Origin of the sequence: Mangrovimonas futianensis (assembly GCF_021245805.1) — a bacterium.
GTDB classification, from domain to species: domain Bacteria; phylum Bacteroidota; class Bacteroidia; order Flavobacteriales; family Flavobacteriaceae; genus Mangrovimonas; species Mangrovimonas futianensis.
This window is the reverse complement of sequence record NZ_JAJJNF010000006.1, coordinates 171,804-188,233: the sequence shown is the minus strand read 5'-3', so window position 1 is coordinate 188,233 and position 16,430 is coordinate 171,804. Positions and strand designations below refer to the sequence as shown.

The 16,430-nt window shown below is 40.0% G+C and carries 10 protein-coding genes and 1 pseudogene; 7 read left to right on the top strand and 4 right to left on the bottom strand.

Features of this window, described 5'->3' with window-relative positions:
* Positions 1 to 4: 4 nt before the first annotated feature.
* The 4 genes from LOK78_RS11725 (at position 5) to LOK78_RS11710 (ending at position 5,942) form a co-directional block, all read left to right on the top strand.
* Positions 5 to 2,413 carry a 3-hydroxyacyl-CoA dehydrogenase/enoyl-CoA hydratase family protein gene (locus LOK78_RS11725; RefSeq protein WP_232635031.1) on the top strand — a complete coding sequence of 803 codons (2,409 nt, stop codon included), beginning with the start codon at positions 5 to 7 and terminating at the stop codon, positions 2,411 to 2,413.
* Between the two features lie 85 nt (positions 2,414 to 2,498).
* Positions 2,499 to 3,689 carry an acetyl-CoA C-acyltransferase gene (locus LOK78_RS11720; protein ID WP_232635030.1) on the top strand — a complete coding sequence of 397 codons (1,191 nt, stop codon included), beginning with the start codon at positions 2,499 to 2,501 and terminating at the stop codon, positions 3,687 to 3,689.
* Positions 3,690 to 3,740: 51 nt separating this feature from the next.
* Positions 3,741 to 4,091 carry a four helix bundle protein gene (locus LOK78_RS11715; RefSeq protein ID WP_232635029.1) on the top strand — a complete coding sequence of 117 codons (351 nt, stop codon included), beginning with the start codon at positions 3,741 to 3,743 and terminating at the stop codon, positions 4,089 to 4,091.
* Between the two features lie 48 nt (positions 4,092 to 4,139).
* Complete coding sequence (locus LOK78_RS11710) at positions 4,140 to 5,942, top strand: acyl-CoA dehydrogenase FadE (protein ID WP_232635028.1); 1,803 nt, start codon at positions 4,140 to 4,142, stop codon at positions 5,940 to 5,942.
* A gap of 94 nt (positions 5,943 to 6,036) precedes the next feature.
* On the opposite strand, the gene LOK78_RS16765 is transcribed toward LOK78_RS11710, so the two are convergent.
* From LOK78_RS16765 to LOK78_RS11700, 3 genes and pseudogenes are all read right to left on the bottom strand, one after another.
* The gene (locus LOK78_RS16765) at positions 6,037 to 6,402 is read right to left on the bottom strand and encodes a glycoside hydrolase family 95-like protein (protein ID WP_336246335.1); all 366 of its coding nucleotides are present in this window, start codon (positions 6,400 to 6,402) and stop codon (positions 6,037 to 6,039) included.
* A 6-nt stretch (positions 6,403 to 6,408) separates the two neighbouring features.
* Positions 6,409 to 8,466: pseudogene (locus LOK78_RS16860) on the bottom strand (glycoside hydrolase family 95 protein); the annotation flags it as partial.
* Between the two features lie 88 nt (positions 8,467 to 8,554).
* Entirely contained in the window at positions 8,555 to 10,357 is a 1,803-nt protein-coding gene (locus LOK78_RS11700; RefSeq protein ID WP_053971762.1) for a glycoside hydrolase family 15 protein, read from the bottom strand.
* An 80-nt stretch (positions 10,358 to 10,437) separates the two neighbouring features.
* On the opposite strand from LOK78_RS11700, the gene LOK78_RS11695 reads away from it, so the two are divergent.
* From LOK78_RS11695 to LOK78_RS11685, 3 genes are read left to right on the top strand one after another with little or no spacing between them, the layout of a single operon-like run.
* Positions 10,438 to 12,648 carry a bifunctional alpha,alpha-trehalose-phosphate synthase (UDP-forming)/trehalose-phosphatase gene (locus LOK78_RS11695; RefSeq protein ID WP_232635027.1) on the top strand — a complete coding sequence of 737 codons (2,211 nt, stop codon included), beginning with the start codon at positions 10,438 to 10,440 and terminating at the stop codon, positions 12,646 to 12,648.
* A 21-nt stretch (positions 12,649 to 12,669) separates the two neighbouring features.
* On the top strand, positions 12,670 to 14,304 hold the full coding sequence (locus LOK78_RS11690; protein WP_232635026.1) for a M1 family metallopeptidase: 1,635 nt from the start codon (positions 12,670 to 12,672) through the stop codon (positions 14,302 to 14,304).
* Positions 14,305 to 14,306: 2 nt separating this feature from the next.
* Positions 14,307 to 14,885 (top strand): YdeI/OmpD-associated family protein, encoded by a 579-nt coding sequence (locus LOK78_RS11685; protein ID WP_232635025.1) that lies wholly within the window; start codon positions 14,307 to 14,309, stop codon positions 14,883 to 14,885.
* On the opposite strand, the gene LOK78_RS11680 is transcribed toward LOK78_RS11685, so the two are convergent.
* Positions 14,882 to 16,348, bottom strand: a complete 1,467-nt coding sequence (locus tag LOK78_RS11680; RefSeq protein WP_232635024.1) for a magnesium chelatase — start codon at positions 16,346 to 16,348, stop codon at positions 14,882 to 14,884. The two genes, LOK78_RS11685 and LOK78_RS11680, sit on opposite strands and share 4 nt — an antisense overlap.
* Between the last annotated feature and the right edge of the window lie 82 nt (positions 16,349 to 16,430).

The window sequence follows — 16,430 nt, the reverse complement described above, 5'->3', positions numbered from 1 at the left end:
AATAATGAGCAAACGAATTATTAATAAAGTAGCTGTAATCGGCTCTGGAATTATGGGAAGTGGCATTGCCTGTCATTTTGCAAATATTGGGGTCGAGGTATTACTTTTAGATATTGTGCCTCGAGAGTTAACAGAGGCCGAAAAAGCCAAAGGCTTAACCTTAGAGCACAAAATGGTAAGAAACCGTTTGGTAAATGACTCCTTAAAAGCAGCCTTGAAATCCAAACCATCTCCTATTTACCATCAAAAATTTGCCAGTAGAATTACCACTGGGAATTTAGAAGATGATATCGCCAAAGTTTCTGAAGCAGACTGGATCATTGAGGTGGTTGTTGAACGATTGGATATAAAAAAGAAGGTCTTTGAAAATCTAGATAAACACAGAAAAGAGGGAACACTTATAACTTCTAACACCTCTGGGATTCCGATTCAATTCATGAGCGAAGGACGAAGTGAAGATTTCCAAAAGCATTTTTGTGGAACTCACTTTTTCAATCCAGCGAGATATTTGAAATTATTTGAAATTATTCCTGGACCAAAAACATCTCAAGATGTATTGGATTTCCTTAACAGTTATGGTGAGCAATACTTAGGAAAAACCTCAGTTATTGCCAAAGATACACCAGCTTTTATTGGTAATCGTATTGGAATTTTTGGAATTATGAGTCTTTTCCATCAAGTAAAGGACATGGGACTCACTATTGAAGAAGTTGATAAATTAACTGGTCCTGTCATTGGTCGTCCTAAGTCTGCTACCTTTAGAACCGTAGACGTAGTCGGGTTGGACACCTTGGTGCATGTAGCCAATGGGTTGTATGAAAACTGTCCTAACGATGAAGCACACGACCTTTTTAAACTCCCAGGGTTTATTCAAACCATGATGGACAACAATTGGTTGGGAAGCAAAACAGGTCAGGGTTTTTATAAAAAAGTAAAAAACAAAGACGGAAGCAGCGACATCTTGTCTTTAGACTTAGACACCTTAGAATACCGAGCTAAAAAAACGGCTAAGTTTGCCACTTTAGAGCTTACCAAAACCGTTGACAAGGTTATCAATCGCTTCCCCATATTGGTTAGCGGAAAGGATAAAGCTGGGGAGTTTTACAGAAAGAACTTTGCGGCTATGTTTGCGTATGTATCAAACCGCATTCCTGAAATATCTGATGACCTATATAAAATAGACGATGCCATGAAAGCAGGATTTGGTTGGGAACATGGTCCCTTTCAAATCTGGGATGCCATTGGCGTAGAAAAAGGTATCGAAATTATGAAAGCAGAGGGCTATGAACCAAATGCTTGGGTGTATGAGATGCTTGAATCTGGTAGCAAATCGTTTTACAGTGTCCAAAACGGGGCTACCTATTATTATGATATCCCTTCCAAAAAACAAACCAAAATCCCTGGACAAGATGCCTTTATCATTTTAGATAACATCAGAAAATCTAAAGAAGTCTTTAAAAACTCAGGTGTGGTCATTGAAGATTTGGGAGATGGCATCCTTAATTGTGAATTCCAATCTAAAATGAACACCATTGGTGGTGATGTTCTAGCAGGAATCAACAAGGCTATTGATCTAGCAGAAAAAGAGTTTGATGGATTGGTTGTTGGAAACCAAGGAGCTAATTTTTCTGTAGGTGCCAATATTGGTATGATATTCATGATGGCGGTAGAACAAGAATATGATGAGTTGAACATGGCCATCAAGTACTTCCAAGATACCATGATGCGTATGCGTTACTCCTCTATCCCTACCATTTCAGCACCACATGGTATGACTCTAGGTGGGGGTTGTGAGCTTTCTATGCACGCAGACAAGGTGGTAGCAGCAGCCGAAACTTATATTGGTTTGGTAGAGTTTGGAGTCGGAGTGATTCCTGGAGGCGGTGGTTCTAAAGAAATGACCTTGAGAGCCTCTGATACCTTTAGAAAGAATGATGTGGAATTAAATGTGCTCCAAGAATATTTCTTAACCATTGGTATGGCAAAAGTATCAACATCCGCTTATGAAGCCTTTGATTTAGGCGTTCTTCAAAAAGGAAAAGATGTGGTGGTTGTGAATAAAGACAGACAGATTGCCACAGCCAAGGCTTATGCTAGGTTGATGGCTGACCAAGGCTATACCAAACCCATTCAAAGAACAGATGTCAAAGTATTGGGTAAACAAGCCTTAGGAATGTTTTTAGTAGGTACAGATTCTATGGAAGCAGGTCACTACATCAGTGAACATGACAAAAAAATAGCCAACAAATTGGCCTATGTTATGGCAGGTGGAGACCTATCTGAAGCGACACTTGTAAGCGAACAGTACCTGTTGGATATAGAACGTGAAGCCTTCTTGAGTTTATGCACAGAAAGAAAAACACTGGAACGTATTCAGCATATGTTAAAAACAGGAAAACCCTTACGTAATTAGAAAATAGAATAAAGAACATAGAATAGAGATTTTTGAGGACGTCTATTTTCTCTTTTCTATTCTCTCTTCTCTCAAAAAATAAAACATGAAAACAGCATATATAGTAAAAGGATATAGAACGGCCGTAGGTAAAGCTCCTCGAGGGGTTTTCCGATTCAAAAGGCCAGATGAATTGGCGGCAGAAACCATTCAATTTATGATGGACAAGCTTCCTAATTTTGATAAAACCCGCATTGATGATGTCATTGTTGGTAATGCGATGCCAGAAGCAGAACAGGGTCTTAATATGGGACGTTTGATTTCGCTCATGGGCTTACAAATTGAAGACGTTCCAGGGGTGACCGTAAATAGATACTGCGCATCTGGAATTGAAACCATTGGAATCGCAACTGCTAAGATTCAGGCAGGAATGGCCGATTGTATTATTGCCGGTGGTGTTGAAAGCATGAGTTACATCCCTATGGGAGGTTACAAACCCGTACCCGATTATAAAGCCGCTAAAGCTGGCCATGAAGATTACTATTGGGGAATGGGACTGACAGCCGAAGCCGTTGCCAATGAATTTAAGGTTTCGCGTGAAGACCAGGATGAATTCGCTTACCATTCACACCAAAAAGCTTTAAAAGCACAGGCTGAGAACCGGTTTCAGGATCAAATTGTTCCCATAGACGTGGAACATGTATTCCTAGATGACAATGGCAAGAAAGCTACAAAAAATTATACGGTTACAAAAGATGAAGGCCCAAGAGCCGATACCAGTTTAGACGTTTTAGGAAAATTACGTCCAGTATTTGCGGCCAATGGAAGTGTGACGGCAGGAAACTCATCACAAATGAGTGATGGCGCTGCTTTTGTGATGATTATGAGCGAAGAACTGGTTAAAGAACTCAATCTAGAACCTATTGCTCGTTTGGTCAATTATGCTGCAGCTGGTGTGGAACCTAGAATTATGGGGATTGGTCCAGTTAAGGCCATTCCAAAAGCCTTAAAACAAGCAGGTCTAAAACAAGATGATTTAGGTTTGATAGAGTTAAATGAAGCTTTTGCGTCCCAATCGTTGGCAGTCATAAGAGAACTTGACTTAAATAGCGATATCGTCAACGTAAATGGTGGAGCCATTGCTTTGGGACATCCATTGGGATGTACTGGTGCTAAATTGACTGTTCAATTACTTGATGAAATGAGAAAACGAAATATGAAAGGCCAATATGGCGCTGTAACCATGTGTGTGGGAACAGGTCAAGGAGCTTGTGGGATTTTTGAATTTCTATCCTAAGGAGGAGTAGAGAAAAAAGAATAGAGAAAATAGACTTGACTCTTAAACCTTATGAGACACAACTATAAAAATCTTAAGATTTGGCAGATGGGATTAGAAATTGCAAATACCATTTCTAATATTTTAGTTGATTTTCCTAAGCACGAGCGTTATGCCCTAGCATCTCAAATAAGCCGAAGTTCGGTTTCTATGCCCAGTAATATAGCAGAAGGTTCGGCAAAAAGTAATAAGTCATTTAGTAATTATTTGGATATAGCACTCGGTTCGTCCTTCGAACTTAGCACCCAACTATTAATTGCTCACCATAGAAATTATATTAATAAAAAAACATTAACCACACTTGAAGAGAAAATAGAAGAATTTCAAAGAATGACCATGGGTTTCCAAAATGGTCTTAACTAGTAGTCTATTCTCTATATTCTATACTCTCTTCTCTCAAATTAAAACATTATGGAAACTACAGAAAAAGATATTTTAAGAGGCGGCCAATTTTTGGTCAAAGAAACCCTTTGTGAAGTTGTATTCACTCCTGAAGATTTTACCGAGGAGCAACAAATGATGAAAGAATCCGTAAAGGAATTCAATGACCGCGAAATTATTGCAAACAGAGACCGTTTTGAAAACAAAGACTATGCGTTTACTGAGCAATGCATGAAAAAAGCTGGAGAAATGGGCTTTTTAAGTGTTGCTGTCCCAGAGGAATATGGCGGAATGGGTATGGGCTTTGTATCTACCATGTTAGTCTGTGACTACATCTCTAGTGGAACCGGTTCCTTTAGTACGGCCTTTGGAGCCCATACAGGAATTGGAACCATGCCGATTACCTTGTATGGTACTGAAGAACAAAAACAAAAATACGTACCCAAATTAGCTACTGGGGAATGGTTTGGTGCCTATTGCCTTACAGAACCAGGTGCCGGAAGTGATGCTAATTCTGGTAAAACGACCGCTACATTGTCCGAGGATGGGAAACATTACCTGATTAACGGACAAAAAATGTGGATCTCCAATGCTGGCTTTTGTAACATGTTCATAGTCTTTGCAAGAATTGAAGACGACAAGTACATCACCGGGTTTATAGTAGAAAACAATCCTGAAAATGGTATTACCTTGGGAGAAGAGGAACACAAACTGGGTATACGTGCATCATCTACCAGACAGGTCTTTTTCAATGATACTAAAGTACCAGTTGAAAACATGTTGGCTGGTCGCGGTGAAGGCTTTAAAATTGCCATGAATGCTTTGAACATTGGTCGTATTAAATTGGCCGCAGCATGTTTAGATTCGCAAAGACGGATCACTACAACTGGGGTACAATATGCTAACGAGCGTAAACAATTTAAAACACCAATTTCAGATTTTGGTGCTATCAAAGCCAAAATAGCCGAAATGGCAACCAATGCCTATGTTGGGGAAGCTGCCTCATACAGAGCTGCTAAAAATATTGAAGACCGCATTGGCTTACGTTTACAAGCTGGTAACTCCCATCAGGAAGCCGAATTGAAAGGTGTTGAAGAATACGCCATTGAATGTTCCATTTTAAAAGTGGCCGTTTCTGAGGATGTTCAAAATTGCGCCGATGAAGGCATCCAAATTTTTGGAGGTATGGGATTCTCTGAAGATACCCCTATGGAAGCCGCTTGGAGAGATGCTAGAATTGCCCGGATTTATGAAGGAACCAATGAAATTAACCGCATGCTTTCTGTAGGGATGTTAGTTAAAAAGGCCATGAAAGGTCATGTAGATTTATTGGGTCCAGCCATGAAAGTTCAGGAAGAGTTGATGGGTATTCCGTCATTTGACACACCTGATTACTCTGAATTATTTTCAGAAGAAAAAGCCGTATTGGCCAACTTAAAGAAAGTCTTCCTAATGGTTGCTGGAGCGGCGGTTCAAAAATTCGGACCCGATTTAGAGCAACACCAACAATTGATGATGGCTGCATCAAACATTCTTATCGAAATCTATATGGCAGAATCTGGTATTTTGCGTGCTGAAAAGAATGCCAAACGATTTGGAGCAGACTCCCAAAAAGAACAAATTGCCATGGCACAACTATACCTATATAATGCTGTGGAAATTACCATCAAAAATGCCAAGGAAGGTATTGTGTCCTTTGCAGAAGGTGACGAACAACGCATGATGCTTATGGGCTTAAAACGTTTTACCAAATACACCAACATGCCTAATGTGGTTGATTTAAGAAATAGGATTGCTGAAAAAGTTAAAAGCGAAAACCAGTATTGTTTTTAACAAGAGTCTTATGATGAATCCAAGTAAAAAGCCAACTCCTTTGAGTTGGCTTTTGTTATTTTATGTGGCACTGAAAAAGTTACTTTCTGAAAATTTATTGAATAACCTCCAGAATTAAAACATCTCCTTCTTCAGTCTGTACATCATACTCATAGACCTTTTTCAAATTCTCCACCAAAACATCTTCTGGAAATGAATTGGCTCTACTATGTAACAAGGTGTTAGGATGACTTCCTTCTGCTGGTTTCAAACCCTGGCCTTTTAAAGCCACATAGGATCGGATTCTACAGGTTCCCCCTATGGTTGACTTAATAGTGGCTTGGTTTAGTTTCCCATGCTTCCATTTCAAGTCAACTTCAAAACCACCTCGGGTTCTTAAACCAGAAATATGCCCCTCCTCCCAAGTATCAGGCAATGCAGGCAACAAATGAATAGCATCGTCATGGCTTTGCAACAACATTTCGGTAATACCAGAAGTACATCCAAAGTTTCCATCAATTTGGAAAGGTGGATGCGCATCAAATAAATTAGGGTAAGTACCTCCTTTTTGAGTCCCATCTGCTTGAATAGAAGGCGTCAATTGGTCCTTTATGAGTTTATAAGCATGGTTGCCATCCAACAATCGCGCCCAAAGATTCACTTTCCACCCCATAGACCATCCTGTAGATTCATCTCCTCTAGCTTCCAAGGAAGTCTTGGCAGCCGTGAATAAGGCTGGTGAGTGATAAGCAGATATTTGGTTGGAAGGATACAGGCCATACAAATGTGAAACATGGCGGTGATTATCACCTGGGCGATCCCAATCCTCCATCCATTCTTGCAATTGCCCCCATTTACCAACCTGCATAGGAGCCAATTGTTTTAACTTCTCTCTTAAGCTATCGGCATAGGTTTTGTCAACCCCTAAAACATCAGAAGCCTGAATGACATTACTAAATACATCGTAAACCAATTGGTTATCCAAAGTGGTTCCTCCAGCTATGGTAACGCCACTGTGATGCGTATTTTCTGGAGACATGGAAGGACTCACTACTAGCCAACCATTTTTTGGTTCTTTTACCAATATATCCTCAAGAAATAAAGCTGCTCCTTCTAAAATAGGATACTTCTCCTTTAAAAAAGCTTCGTCTCCGCTATATAAATAGTGATACCAAATATGCTGACTCAACCAAGCGCCACCCATAGGCCATAAACCGTAATACCCACCATCTACAACACCTGTAATACGCCATAAATCAGTATTATGATGCATGTTCCAACCTCGAGCGCCATAGATATCCCTTGCAGATTCTTGTCCCGTTTTGGAAACATCCTCGATTAAATCGAACAGTGGTTCATGCAACTCAGGCAAATGAGTAGGTTCAGCAAGCCAATAATTCATTTCTGTGTTAATGTTCACCGTATATTTACTATCCCAAGAAGGGCGTAACAAATGATTCCAAATTCCTTGTAAATTGGCAGCTTGTGTACCAGGTTGGGAACTAGAGATTAAAAGATATCTTCCGAATTGGTAATATAAGGCTACCATCTGGGGATCATCGCCCTTACTAAAATCCTTTAACCTGACGTCTGTTGGGTTTTTAATGGAATCGGTTTCTCCTAAATCAATCGCTACACGATCAAAATAGTTTTTATAGGTACTAACATGGGATTGTTCTAGCTCATCAAACCGTTTCTTATAGGCAGCATTTAATTTAGTACTCGCAATATTATCTGGATCATTGGAAAGTTCATTATAGGATTTAAAGTTCGTTCCAACCGATAAAAAAACAACGAGTCGATCAGCTCCCGAAATCACCAAGGAACTATCCGTTGCCTGTAAATTACCACCATAAACTTTGGGTTTAACAATGGTGGTAAAAGCGACCTTTCCCTTTTTGTTTTCATAATCACTACTCGTTCCTTGCAACCAAATTTCTTTATTCTTGACTTCAACTTCTTGGTGCTCATGCGGACTATTCATTGACAAGGTACATGATATAGCAGAGGGCTTATCAGCTGAAATTTCCACAGCCATAATATCATCTCCTAAAGAAGCTATGTATTTCCTCGTATAGGTAACATCCCCAGCTTTATACCTAACATGGCTAACAGCCTTTGAGATGTCCAAATCTCTGTAATAATCATCTATTTGAACACTATCTGGAAAAACCATTTTTAGATTCCCCACAGGTTGATAACACATCCCATAATTCATGTCTGAAGTAGCGCGTCTTGGCAAATAAGTATTTGCTAATTGTTACGCTTCTTCATACCTCTCTTCAAAAATTAATTGACGTATTTCAGGCAAGTACTCTCTTATTTCTGGAAGCACATTGTTCCCAGGCTCTCCTGCCCACACGGTTTCCTCATTAAATTGTATGGTTTCTGTGCCAATTCCCCCAAAAACCATGGCCCCAAGTCTTCCATTACCAATGGGAAGGGCTTCCTCCCAAATTTCTGCTGGTTGTTGATACCATAATTTGTAAGGGCTCTCAATAGGTTTAACCTCTTCAATTTTTGATGAGCATCCTAAAAAGGACATCCCTATTACTGACATGAAAAGAAACTTATCCGTCAGTTGTTTTAAATAATTCATAAGTAACTATTAATAATGGGGACAATTTTAAATACTACCCTATCGTCTCCTTAATCCGCTCCTCCTCTGTGGTGGAAGAAAGATTGATGGCTGTTTCTATGAGTGCCAAATGGGAATAGGCCTGCGGGAAATTACCCAACAAGCGCTTAGTTTTAAAATCGATATCCTCACTAAACAAGCCCAAATGATTGCTATAAGACAACAATTTATCAAACAGCTTTTTAGCCTTCTGCACCTCTCCTATTTTAAATAAACTGTTGATAAACCAAAAGGTACAAATCGTAAAGGAAGATGAAGGGAGTCCAAAATCATCTTGGTTTTTATAGCGGTATAAAAGTCCGTCGTTACTTAATTCACGTTCTATAGCATTTACCGTACTCACATATTTAGGGTCTCTAGCATCAATAAACCCATAAGATTCCATCAATAAAACTGAAGCGTCCAAATCCTTAGAACCATAAGATTGCGTAAAGGCTTTCACCTCATTGTTCCAAGCATTGGCCATAATGTCTTCTCGAATTTCAGACTCAATCAACTTCCACTTCGTTATTTTTCTGGATTTGCCTAAAATCTCAGCAACCTTGATGGCTTTGTCCACTGCAGTCCAGCACAATATTTTTGAAAAAGTAAAATGCCTGTCTTCTGCTCTAAATTCCCAAATCCCTTTATCTGGTTCACGCCAGTGTTTATTAACCACCCAAACAATGCCTTTAGTGATGGTCCACAACTCCTCGGTGTTCTCAATATCCATCGAGAAATTGACAAATTGCTGGTAAATGACATCCATCAAAATACCATAGATATCGTTTTGTTTCTGTTTGTAAGCAGCGTTTCCGACTCTTACTGGTTTAGAACCTTGGTAACCATCTAAATGATCCAGACTGTATTCGGTTAGAATCTTTTCTTTATTGATTCCGTACATGATTTGAAGCTTCTCATCTTTATCTGGTATTAGATCAATAATAAACTTCAAATACCTTTTAGCTATATTTTTATGACCCAATTGGGAAACCACCTTAATTACCATGGAGGCATCTCGTATCCAACAAAATCGATAATCCCAATTCCTTACTTCTCCTATGGTTTCGGGCAAGGAAGTGGTGGCTGCTGCCAGAACCGCCCCTGACTTATCATAAGTCAAAAGCTTTAAGGTCATAGCACTTCGTAATATTTCTTTTTGATATAGGTTAAATTTTGGAGTAACGTCAAGCCAATTCAACCAATACACTTTAGTCCTTTGATGCTCCAAAAACATCTTTTCAGTAGACGTTTCAAAAATCTTTTCATTATACCCCATCAAGAAATAACCATCTTCCATCAAGGATATCTCATCACCATTAACAACTTCCTCCTTGTTGAAATTGGTATACAGGAAAAGGGTGTCAAATTTTTCACCATAGGTCAAACTCACTATAAAATCATCTTTGACATAGGTTTTGGTTTCTCCCTTGGCATACTCTAATTTAGGTTGGTATTTCACCCTAAAAGTGGGTTTCCCCGATACTCTATTAAAATATCTAACTATTTCTGGTGGGGCATTGTAAGTGCCATTGTGTTTATAATATCGTGGCATGAAGTCATGAACTTCAAAAACATCTATCCCATTGCTAAATTTAGTTACCAGTATGGCGGTTCCGTCCAAATAGTACTGACTAATACTATAACTATCATCTACTTCCAGCTCAAAACTTCCTCCAATCTGGTCATCCAATAATTTGGCAAAAACCGAAGAAGAATCAAACTCAGGCAAACAACACCAATCGATAGATCCTGTTTTTGAAATTAAAGCGGCACTTCTACAATTTCCTATAATTCCATAATCTAAATTATTTGTCAATTCTTATGTTTTATGAGGTTAACAGCTATTTTTTCTTTAAATTAACGAAAATCTATTCTTTAAACCAAGATATACATTCAATGAATAAAACCATTATCATTTCCAACCGACTTCCTTTACAAATCAAACTAGAAGATAATCAATTGAACGTCAAGCCCAGTGTGGGTGGTTTGGCCACAGGATTAAAATCAATTCATGAGGAGGGCGACGGAATTTGGATTGGGTGGTCTGGCCTAACAGAAGAAGAATTGACAGAGGACTTAACGCAAGAAGTTGAAAAGGAACTGGCCAATGCCAAATGCGCCCGAGTTCCGTTAAATCAAGATGATATCGATAAATTTTATTTCGGTTTCAGCAACAAAACCCTTTGGCCTCTTTTTCATTATTTTTTAGAATATACAGAGTTTGATAGTGAGCAATGGGAAGCCTACAAAAAAGTGAATCAAAAGTTTGCTGATGTTGTTCTCGAACACATTGAAGACGGAGACAATGTTTGGGTACACGACTACCAATTACTATTGCTCCCCAAATTAATCAAAGACAAGAAACCAAACTCAACCATTGGCTTCTTCTTACATATCCCCTATCCCTCTTACGAAATCTTTAGAACCTTCCCATGGCGTGAAGAATTATTACACGGTATGCTAGGTTCAGACCTCTTAGGATTCCATACCTATGATTATGAAAGACATTTTTTAAGTTCGGTCAAACGAATTTTACGTTTGGATGTCCAGTTCAATGAGGTATCTTATCATGACCGGGTTGTGAAGGTAGACTCCTTCCCCATGGGAATAGATTACAACAAATTTTATGATGCGGCCAACATACAACTCAATCAAAGTGAGGATGAAAAATCAGAACTCCAAAAGCGGTTAGATGATCACATCCAGGCAGGAGAAGACACAAAAATGATCCTATCCATAGACCGTATGGATTACACCAAAGGAATTCCAAACCGCATCCGTGCCTTTGAGTATTTCCTCAACAAATACCCACAGTTCAAAGAAAAAGTTCGACTCATCATGCTCGCCGTACCTTCGCGGTCTGATGTGCCGCAATACCAGAAGTTAAAACGGGAAACAGACGAATTGGTCGGGCGCATCAACGGTAAATTTGCAACGGTAAGTTGGACACCTATTTGGTATTTCTATAGATCCATGCCTTTTGATAATTTAATCGATTTATATACCTCATCTAATGTGGCCCTTATTACACCCATTCGTGATGGTATGAACCTCGTAGCTAAAGAATACATAGCTACCAGAGTGAATCAAGACGGGGTTTTGGTATTAAGTGAAATGGCTGGGGCTTCCAAAGAATTAAATGAAGCCTTATTGATCAACCCCAATAATTTTGAACAAATAGCAGACACCCTGAAATTTGCACTTGAAATGCCCTTAGAAGAACAAAACAAACGCATGAAAATTCTTCAAAAGCGACTTCAAAGGTATAGTATAGAGAAATGGGCCAGCGAATTCATGAAATCTCTAAATGCCACTAAAAGTCTGGGCGAGGTCATTGTAGCCAAAAAAATGGATACACCCAATCAAGATGCCATGATTGCCGACTTTAAAAAAGCCAATAAAAGAGCTTTCTTTTTGGATTATGATGGCACCTTGGCTGGTTTTCAGAACGACCCACAAGATGCCAAACCAGACGAGCAACTCATCAAATTACTGGACAAATTAAATCAGTTACCCGATACCGATATCATTATCATTAGTGGTCGTGACAAAGAAACTTTTGAAAATTGGTTTGGCAACAAACCATACAACCTCATCACAGACCATGGGGTGTGGCTCAAAGACAAAAATAAAGATTGGGAAATGCTGGAACGCATCAAAATAAACTGGATGGAAAACATCATGCCCATACTAGAATCCTTTGTAGATAGAACCCCAGGAACCTTTATAGAAAAGAAAAAATACTCCTTAGCTTGGCACTACCGAAAAGCCGATCCAGAATTGGCCCAGATCAGGACTATGGAACTAAATACCGTGTTAACAAGCTTAATTTCCAATAGGGATTTGGCGGTATTAAACGGTAATAAAGTTATGGAAATAAAAAGCAGTAGTGTTAACAAAGGACGTGCTTCTTCACGCTGGCTTAACAAAGCACCTTATGATTTTGTGTTTGCCATAGGTGATGATTGGACCGACGAATACATGTTTGAAGATCTTCCAAAGTCCTCATACTCAGTTAAAGTAGGTTTCAAAAAAACCAAGGCCAAATATTACGTCAAAGACCCTGAAAGTGTTAGAGAATTATTAATTAGATTTGTGGATAACTAAATTACCCACACTTACTACATAATGAAACACTTACTTTTAACGACGTTTATGACCCTGTCTGTTCTAAGTGGCTATTCCCAAGGCCTATTAGAAAAGAAGGAGAATTTTACACACCAAGATACCTTAAGGGGTACCATTACCCCAGAACGGGCTTGGTGGGATTTAACTTATTACCATTTAGATATTGAGGTTTTCCCAGAAACCAAAACCATCAAAGGTACCAATACCATCAGGTATAAGATTTTAGAGCGCAATGGCGTGATGCAAATCGATTTGCAAGAGCCCATGCAAATAACCAAAGTCACCCAAAACGGACAAAGGTTGTATGTAAAGCATGACGGCAACGCCCATTTCGTTTACTTAAAAAGATATCAAAAGGTTGGCAATACCGAAGAAATTGTGGTTCACTACACCGGAAAACCAAGAGAAGCTGTTAGAGCTCCTTGGGACGGTGGTTTCTCTTGGAAAAAAGACCAAAACGGCAATCCCTTTATCGCTACCTCTTGCCAAGGTCTGGGCGCCAGCGTCTGGTGGCCATGTAAGGACCACATGTATGATGAGGTAGACAGCATGGACATTTCGGTTACGGTTCCAAAGGGGTTGATAGATGTATCGAATGGACGCTTAAAAAGCAAAGTAGAAAACCCAACAACTACCACCTTTAATTGGGAAGTTAAAAACCCAATCAACAACTACGGCGTCAATGTCAACATAGGAGATTACACCCATTTTTCTGAAGTATACCAAGGTGAAAAAGGTCCTTTAGATATGGACTACTGGGTACTTAGCTACAACTTAGACAAGGCCAAAGAACAGTTCAAGCAAGCGCCTCAAATGATGGAAGCGTTTGAGCATTGGTTCGGTCCTTATCCGTTCTATGAAGATAGCTTTAAGTTGGTAGAAGTACCTTATTTAGGAATGGAACACCAAAGCTCGGTGACCTATGGTAACCATTATCAAAATGGCTACTTGGGTAGTGACCTGTCTGGAACAGGCTGGGGGTTGAAGTTTGACTTCATCATCATCCACGAGTCTGGTCATGAGTGGTTCGCAAACAACATTACCAACAAAGACATTGCAGACATGTGGATTCATGAAGGATTTACAGCCTATTCTGAAAACCTGTTCCTAGATTATTTCTACGGAAAAAAAGCCGCTTCAGAATATGTCATCGGAACGCGTAGAGCTGTTTCTAATGACAAACCCATCATTGGTTTTTACGATGTGAACAAAGAAGGTTCTGGGGACATGTACTACAAAGGTGCCAACATGTTGCACACCTTGCGCCAATTGATTGAAGACGATGAAAAGTGGCGTCAAATTTTAAGAGGTCTCAACAAAGATTTCTACCACCAAACGGTAACTACCAAACAGGTAGAAGACTATTTAAGTGAGAAAACTGGTTATGACCTTACTGAGTTTTTCAATCAATATTTAAGAGACACCCGCATTCCTGTTTTAGAATATGAAGTGGAAGGTCAGCAAATCAAGTTTAGATGGACCAATGTGGTTGAAAACTTTGACATGCCAGTAATCATTACCTATGATGGTAAGAAACAATGGATCTACCCCAAGCAAGATTGGCGCACCGCTTTTATTGCTTCGGATGATGTAACCATTGACCCTAATTTCTATATCATCCCTAAAAAGATATAACCGTGTCCAAACTCCTCGAACTCTATTTCAAAACACATGATGCATGGAGGGACTGGTTGCATGACAACCACGAGGAGTTTACAGGTGTTTATTTAATATTTTATAAGGTAGACCATCCCAAAGACAGCATGCGCTGGGAAGAAGCCGTAAAGGTTGCCCTTTGCTATGGCTGGATCGATTCTACCGTAAAGAGTTTGGGCGATGGCAAACGCCGGCAGTACTTTACCCGGAGAAACCCCAAAAGTGCTTGGAGCGCCCTGAACAAAAAATACATTGATGAATTGGCAGCCGCCGATTTGATTCACACATCGGGGCACCAGTCTATTGCAATTGCCAAGGAAAATGGCAGTTGGACAGCCCTAGACGATGTAGAAAATGGCATCATACCTGAGGATTTACAGCGAGCTTTCGACCAAAATCCTCAGGCTTTTGATAACTACAATCAGTTTGCGCCATCTTACAGAAAGAGCTATCTGTACTGGTTAAATGACGCCAAACGCGACACCACCAGACAAAAACGCATCCTCGAAATCATCAAATATTGTGCGGACAACCAAAAGTCCCGCGGGGACAGTTATTAAATACCGCTTATAAAACTACCATACGGATCCTTAAATTGGGTCCCTTCGGTAAACCTAAATTTACTCAGTTGCTTAAATTCCACTAGGGCCCACAAGATAAACTCCTTCTCAAAGTAAGTTTCCTCCTTAGGCAATTCAGGTTGGTACTTCCCTATCAAATCATCTAAAGGTGATATGGAATCCAGTAACTGTCGGTATTCCTTCTCTCTAAAGTCATCCAGGATTTCAAACCCGTCCTTTTGGTTAAAAAACCAGGACACCACATCATCATAAGGGGTTTCCTCATCTTGTTTTTTAAGTTTCTCAATCTTTGGAAAATAGGTTGGGAACAAAGTTTTAATCGCTTCCCCTATCAGGTTGTAAGCCACCAAGGCTGCACCTTCCTGCTCGCCTTCATATACCAACTCCACTTTTCCTACTATTGATGGAATAATACCAACAAAGTCACTTAACCTAACCATGGTTTGCTCGTCACCCGCTTTTAAAGCACGCCTTTCAGCCGTACTCAAAAGGTTTTCAAAAGCCGTGATACTCAGTCGGGCACTCACCCCACTTTTGGCATCAATATACTCACTATCCCGAGCCTCAAAAACAATCTGCTCCAGCAGATCTTTTGCCAGATCTGGAACCATGATATGCTCCTTTTGTCCAGAGACCACCTTGGCTTCTTGTTCGGTAATCAACCTAGCGGTTTCTATATCTATGGGGTAATGCGTCAAAATCTGGGACCCGATTCGGTCTTTAAGTGGGGTTACAATGCTTCCCCTATTGGTATAATCCTCAGGATTAGCAGTAAACACAAACAGCATATCCAAAGGCAGTCGCAATTTAAACCCACGTATTTGAATATCGCCTTCTTGCAAGATATTAAACAAGGCCACCTGTATACGCGCCTGCAAGTCGGGCAACTCATTTATCACAAAAATGCTTCTATTGGCCCGTGGTATCATTCCGTAATGAATCACACGGTCATCGGCATAACTCAGTTTCAAGTTTGCCGCTTTAATGGGGTCTACATCCCCAATGATATCGGCCACCGTCACATCTGGGGTAGCCAGTTTTTCGGCAAAACGCTCCTCACGGTGCAACCAGCCTATAGGTGTCTCGTCACCCTTCACCTGCAACAACTCCTTGGCATATCTGGAGATGGGATGAAACGGGTCATCGTGAATCTCAGAGCCTTCCACCACAGGAATGTACTCATCTAGCAAAGTGACCATCAATCGGGCTAGACGGGTTTTGGCCTGTCCGCGCAACCCCAATAGGTTGATATTGTGCCTAGACAGGATGGCGCGTTCCAATTCAGGAATCACCGTGGTTTCATACCCATGAATACCTTCAAAGGTAGGCTCGTTGTTCTTTATTTTTTGAATGAGGTTATCCCTAAGTTCGTCTTTGATAGACTTACTTTGATAGCCTGCTTCCTTTAATTGTCCAAAGGTTTTGATATTTTCTATTTTCATTTATATTTCGCTTTTTGAAACATCTCGACCTTGCCTGCCGGCAAGCAAGGTGCGCTTGATGTGACAACATGTATCAATTTTC

Coding starts and splice junctions, on each gene's coding strand:
- LOK78_RS11690 (WP_232635026.1), top strand. CDS start 12,670: ATGAAACACTTACTTTTAACGACGTTTATGACCCTGTCTGTTCTAAGT.
- LOK78_RS11725 (WP_232635031.1), top strand. CDS start 5: ATGAGCAAACGAATTATTAATAAAGTAGCTGTAATCGGCTCTGGAATT.
- LOK78_RS11680 (WP_232635024.1), bottom strand. CDS start 16,348: ATGAAAATAGAAAATATCAAAACCTTTGGACAATTAAAGGAAGCAGGC.
- LOK78_RS11720 (WP_232635030.1), top strand. CDS start 2,499: ATGAAAACAGCATATATAGTAAAAGGATATAGAACGGCCGTAGGTAAA.
- LOK78_RS11695 (WP_232635027.1), top strand. CDS start 10,438: ATGAATAAAACCATTATCATTTCCAACCGACTTCCTTTACAAATCAAA.
- LOK78_RS11710 (WP_232635028.1), top strand. CDS start 4,140: ATGGAAACTACAGAAAAAGATATTTTAAGAGGCGGCCAATTTTTGGTC.
- LOK78_RS11715 (WP_232635029.1), top strand. CDS start 3,741: ATGAGACACAACTATAAAAATCTTAAGATTTGGCAGATGGGATTAGAA.
- LOK78_RS16765 (WP_336246335.1), bottom strand. CDS start 6,402: ATGTTGTTGCAAAGCCATGACGATGCTATTCATTTGTTGCCTGCATTG.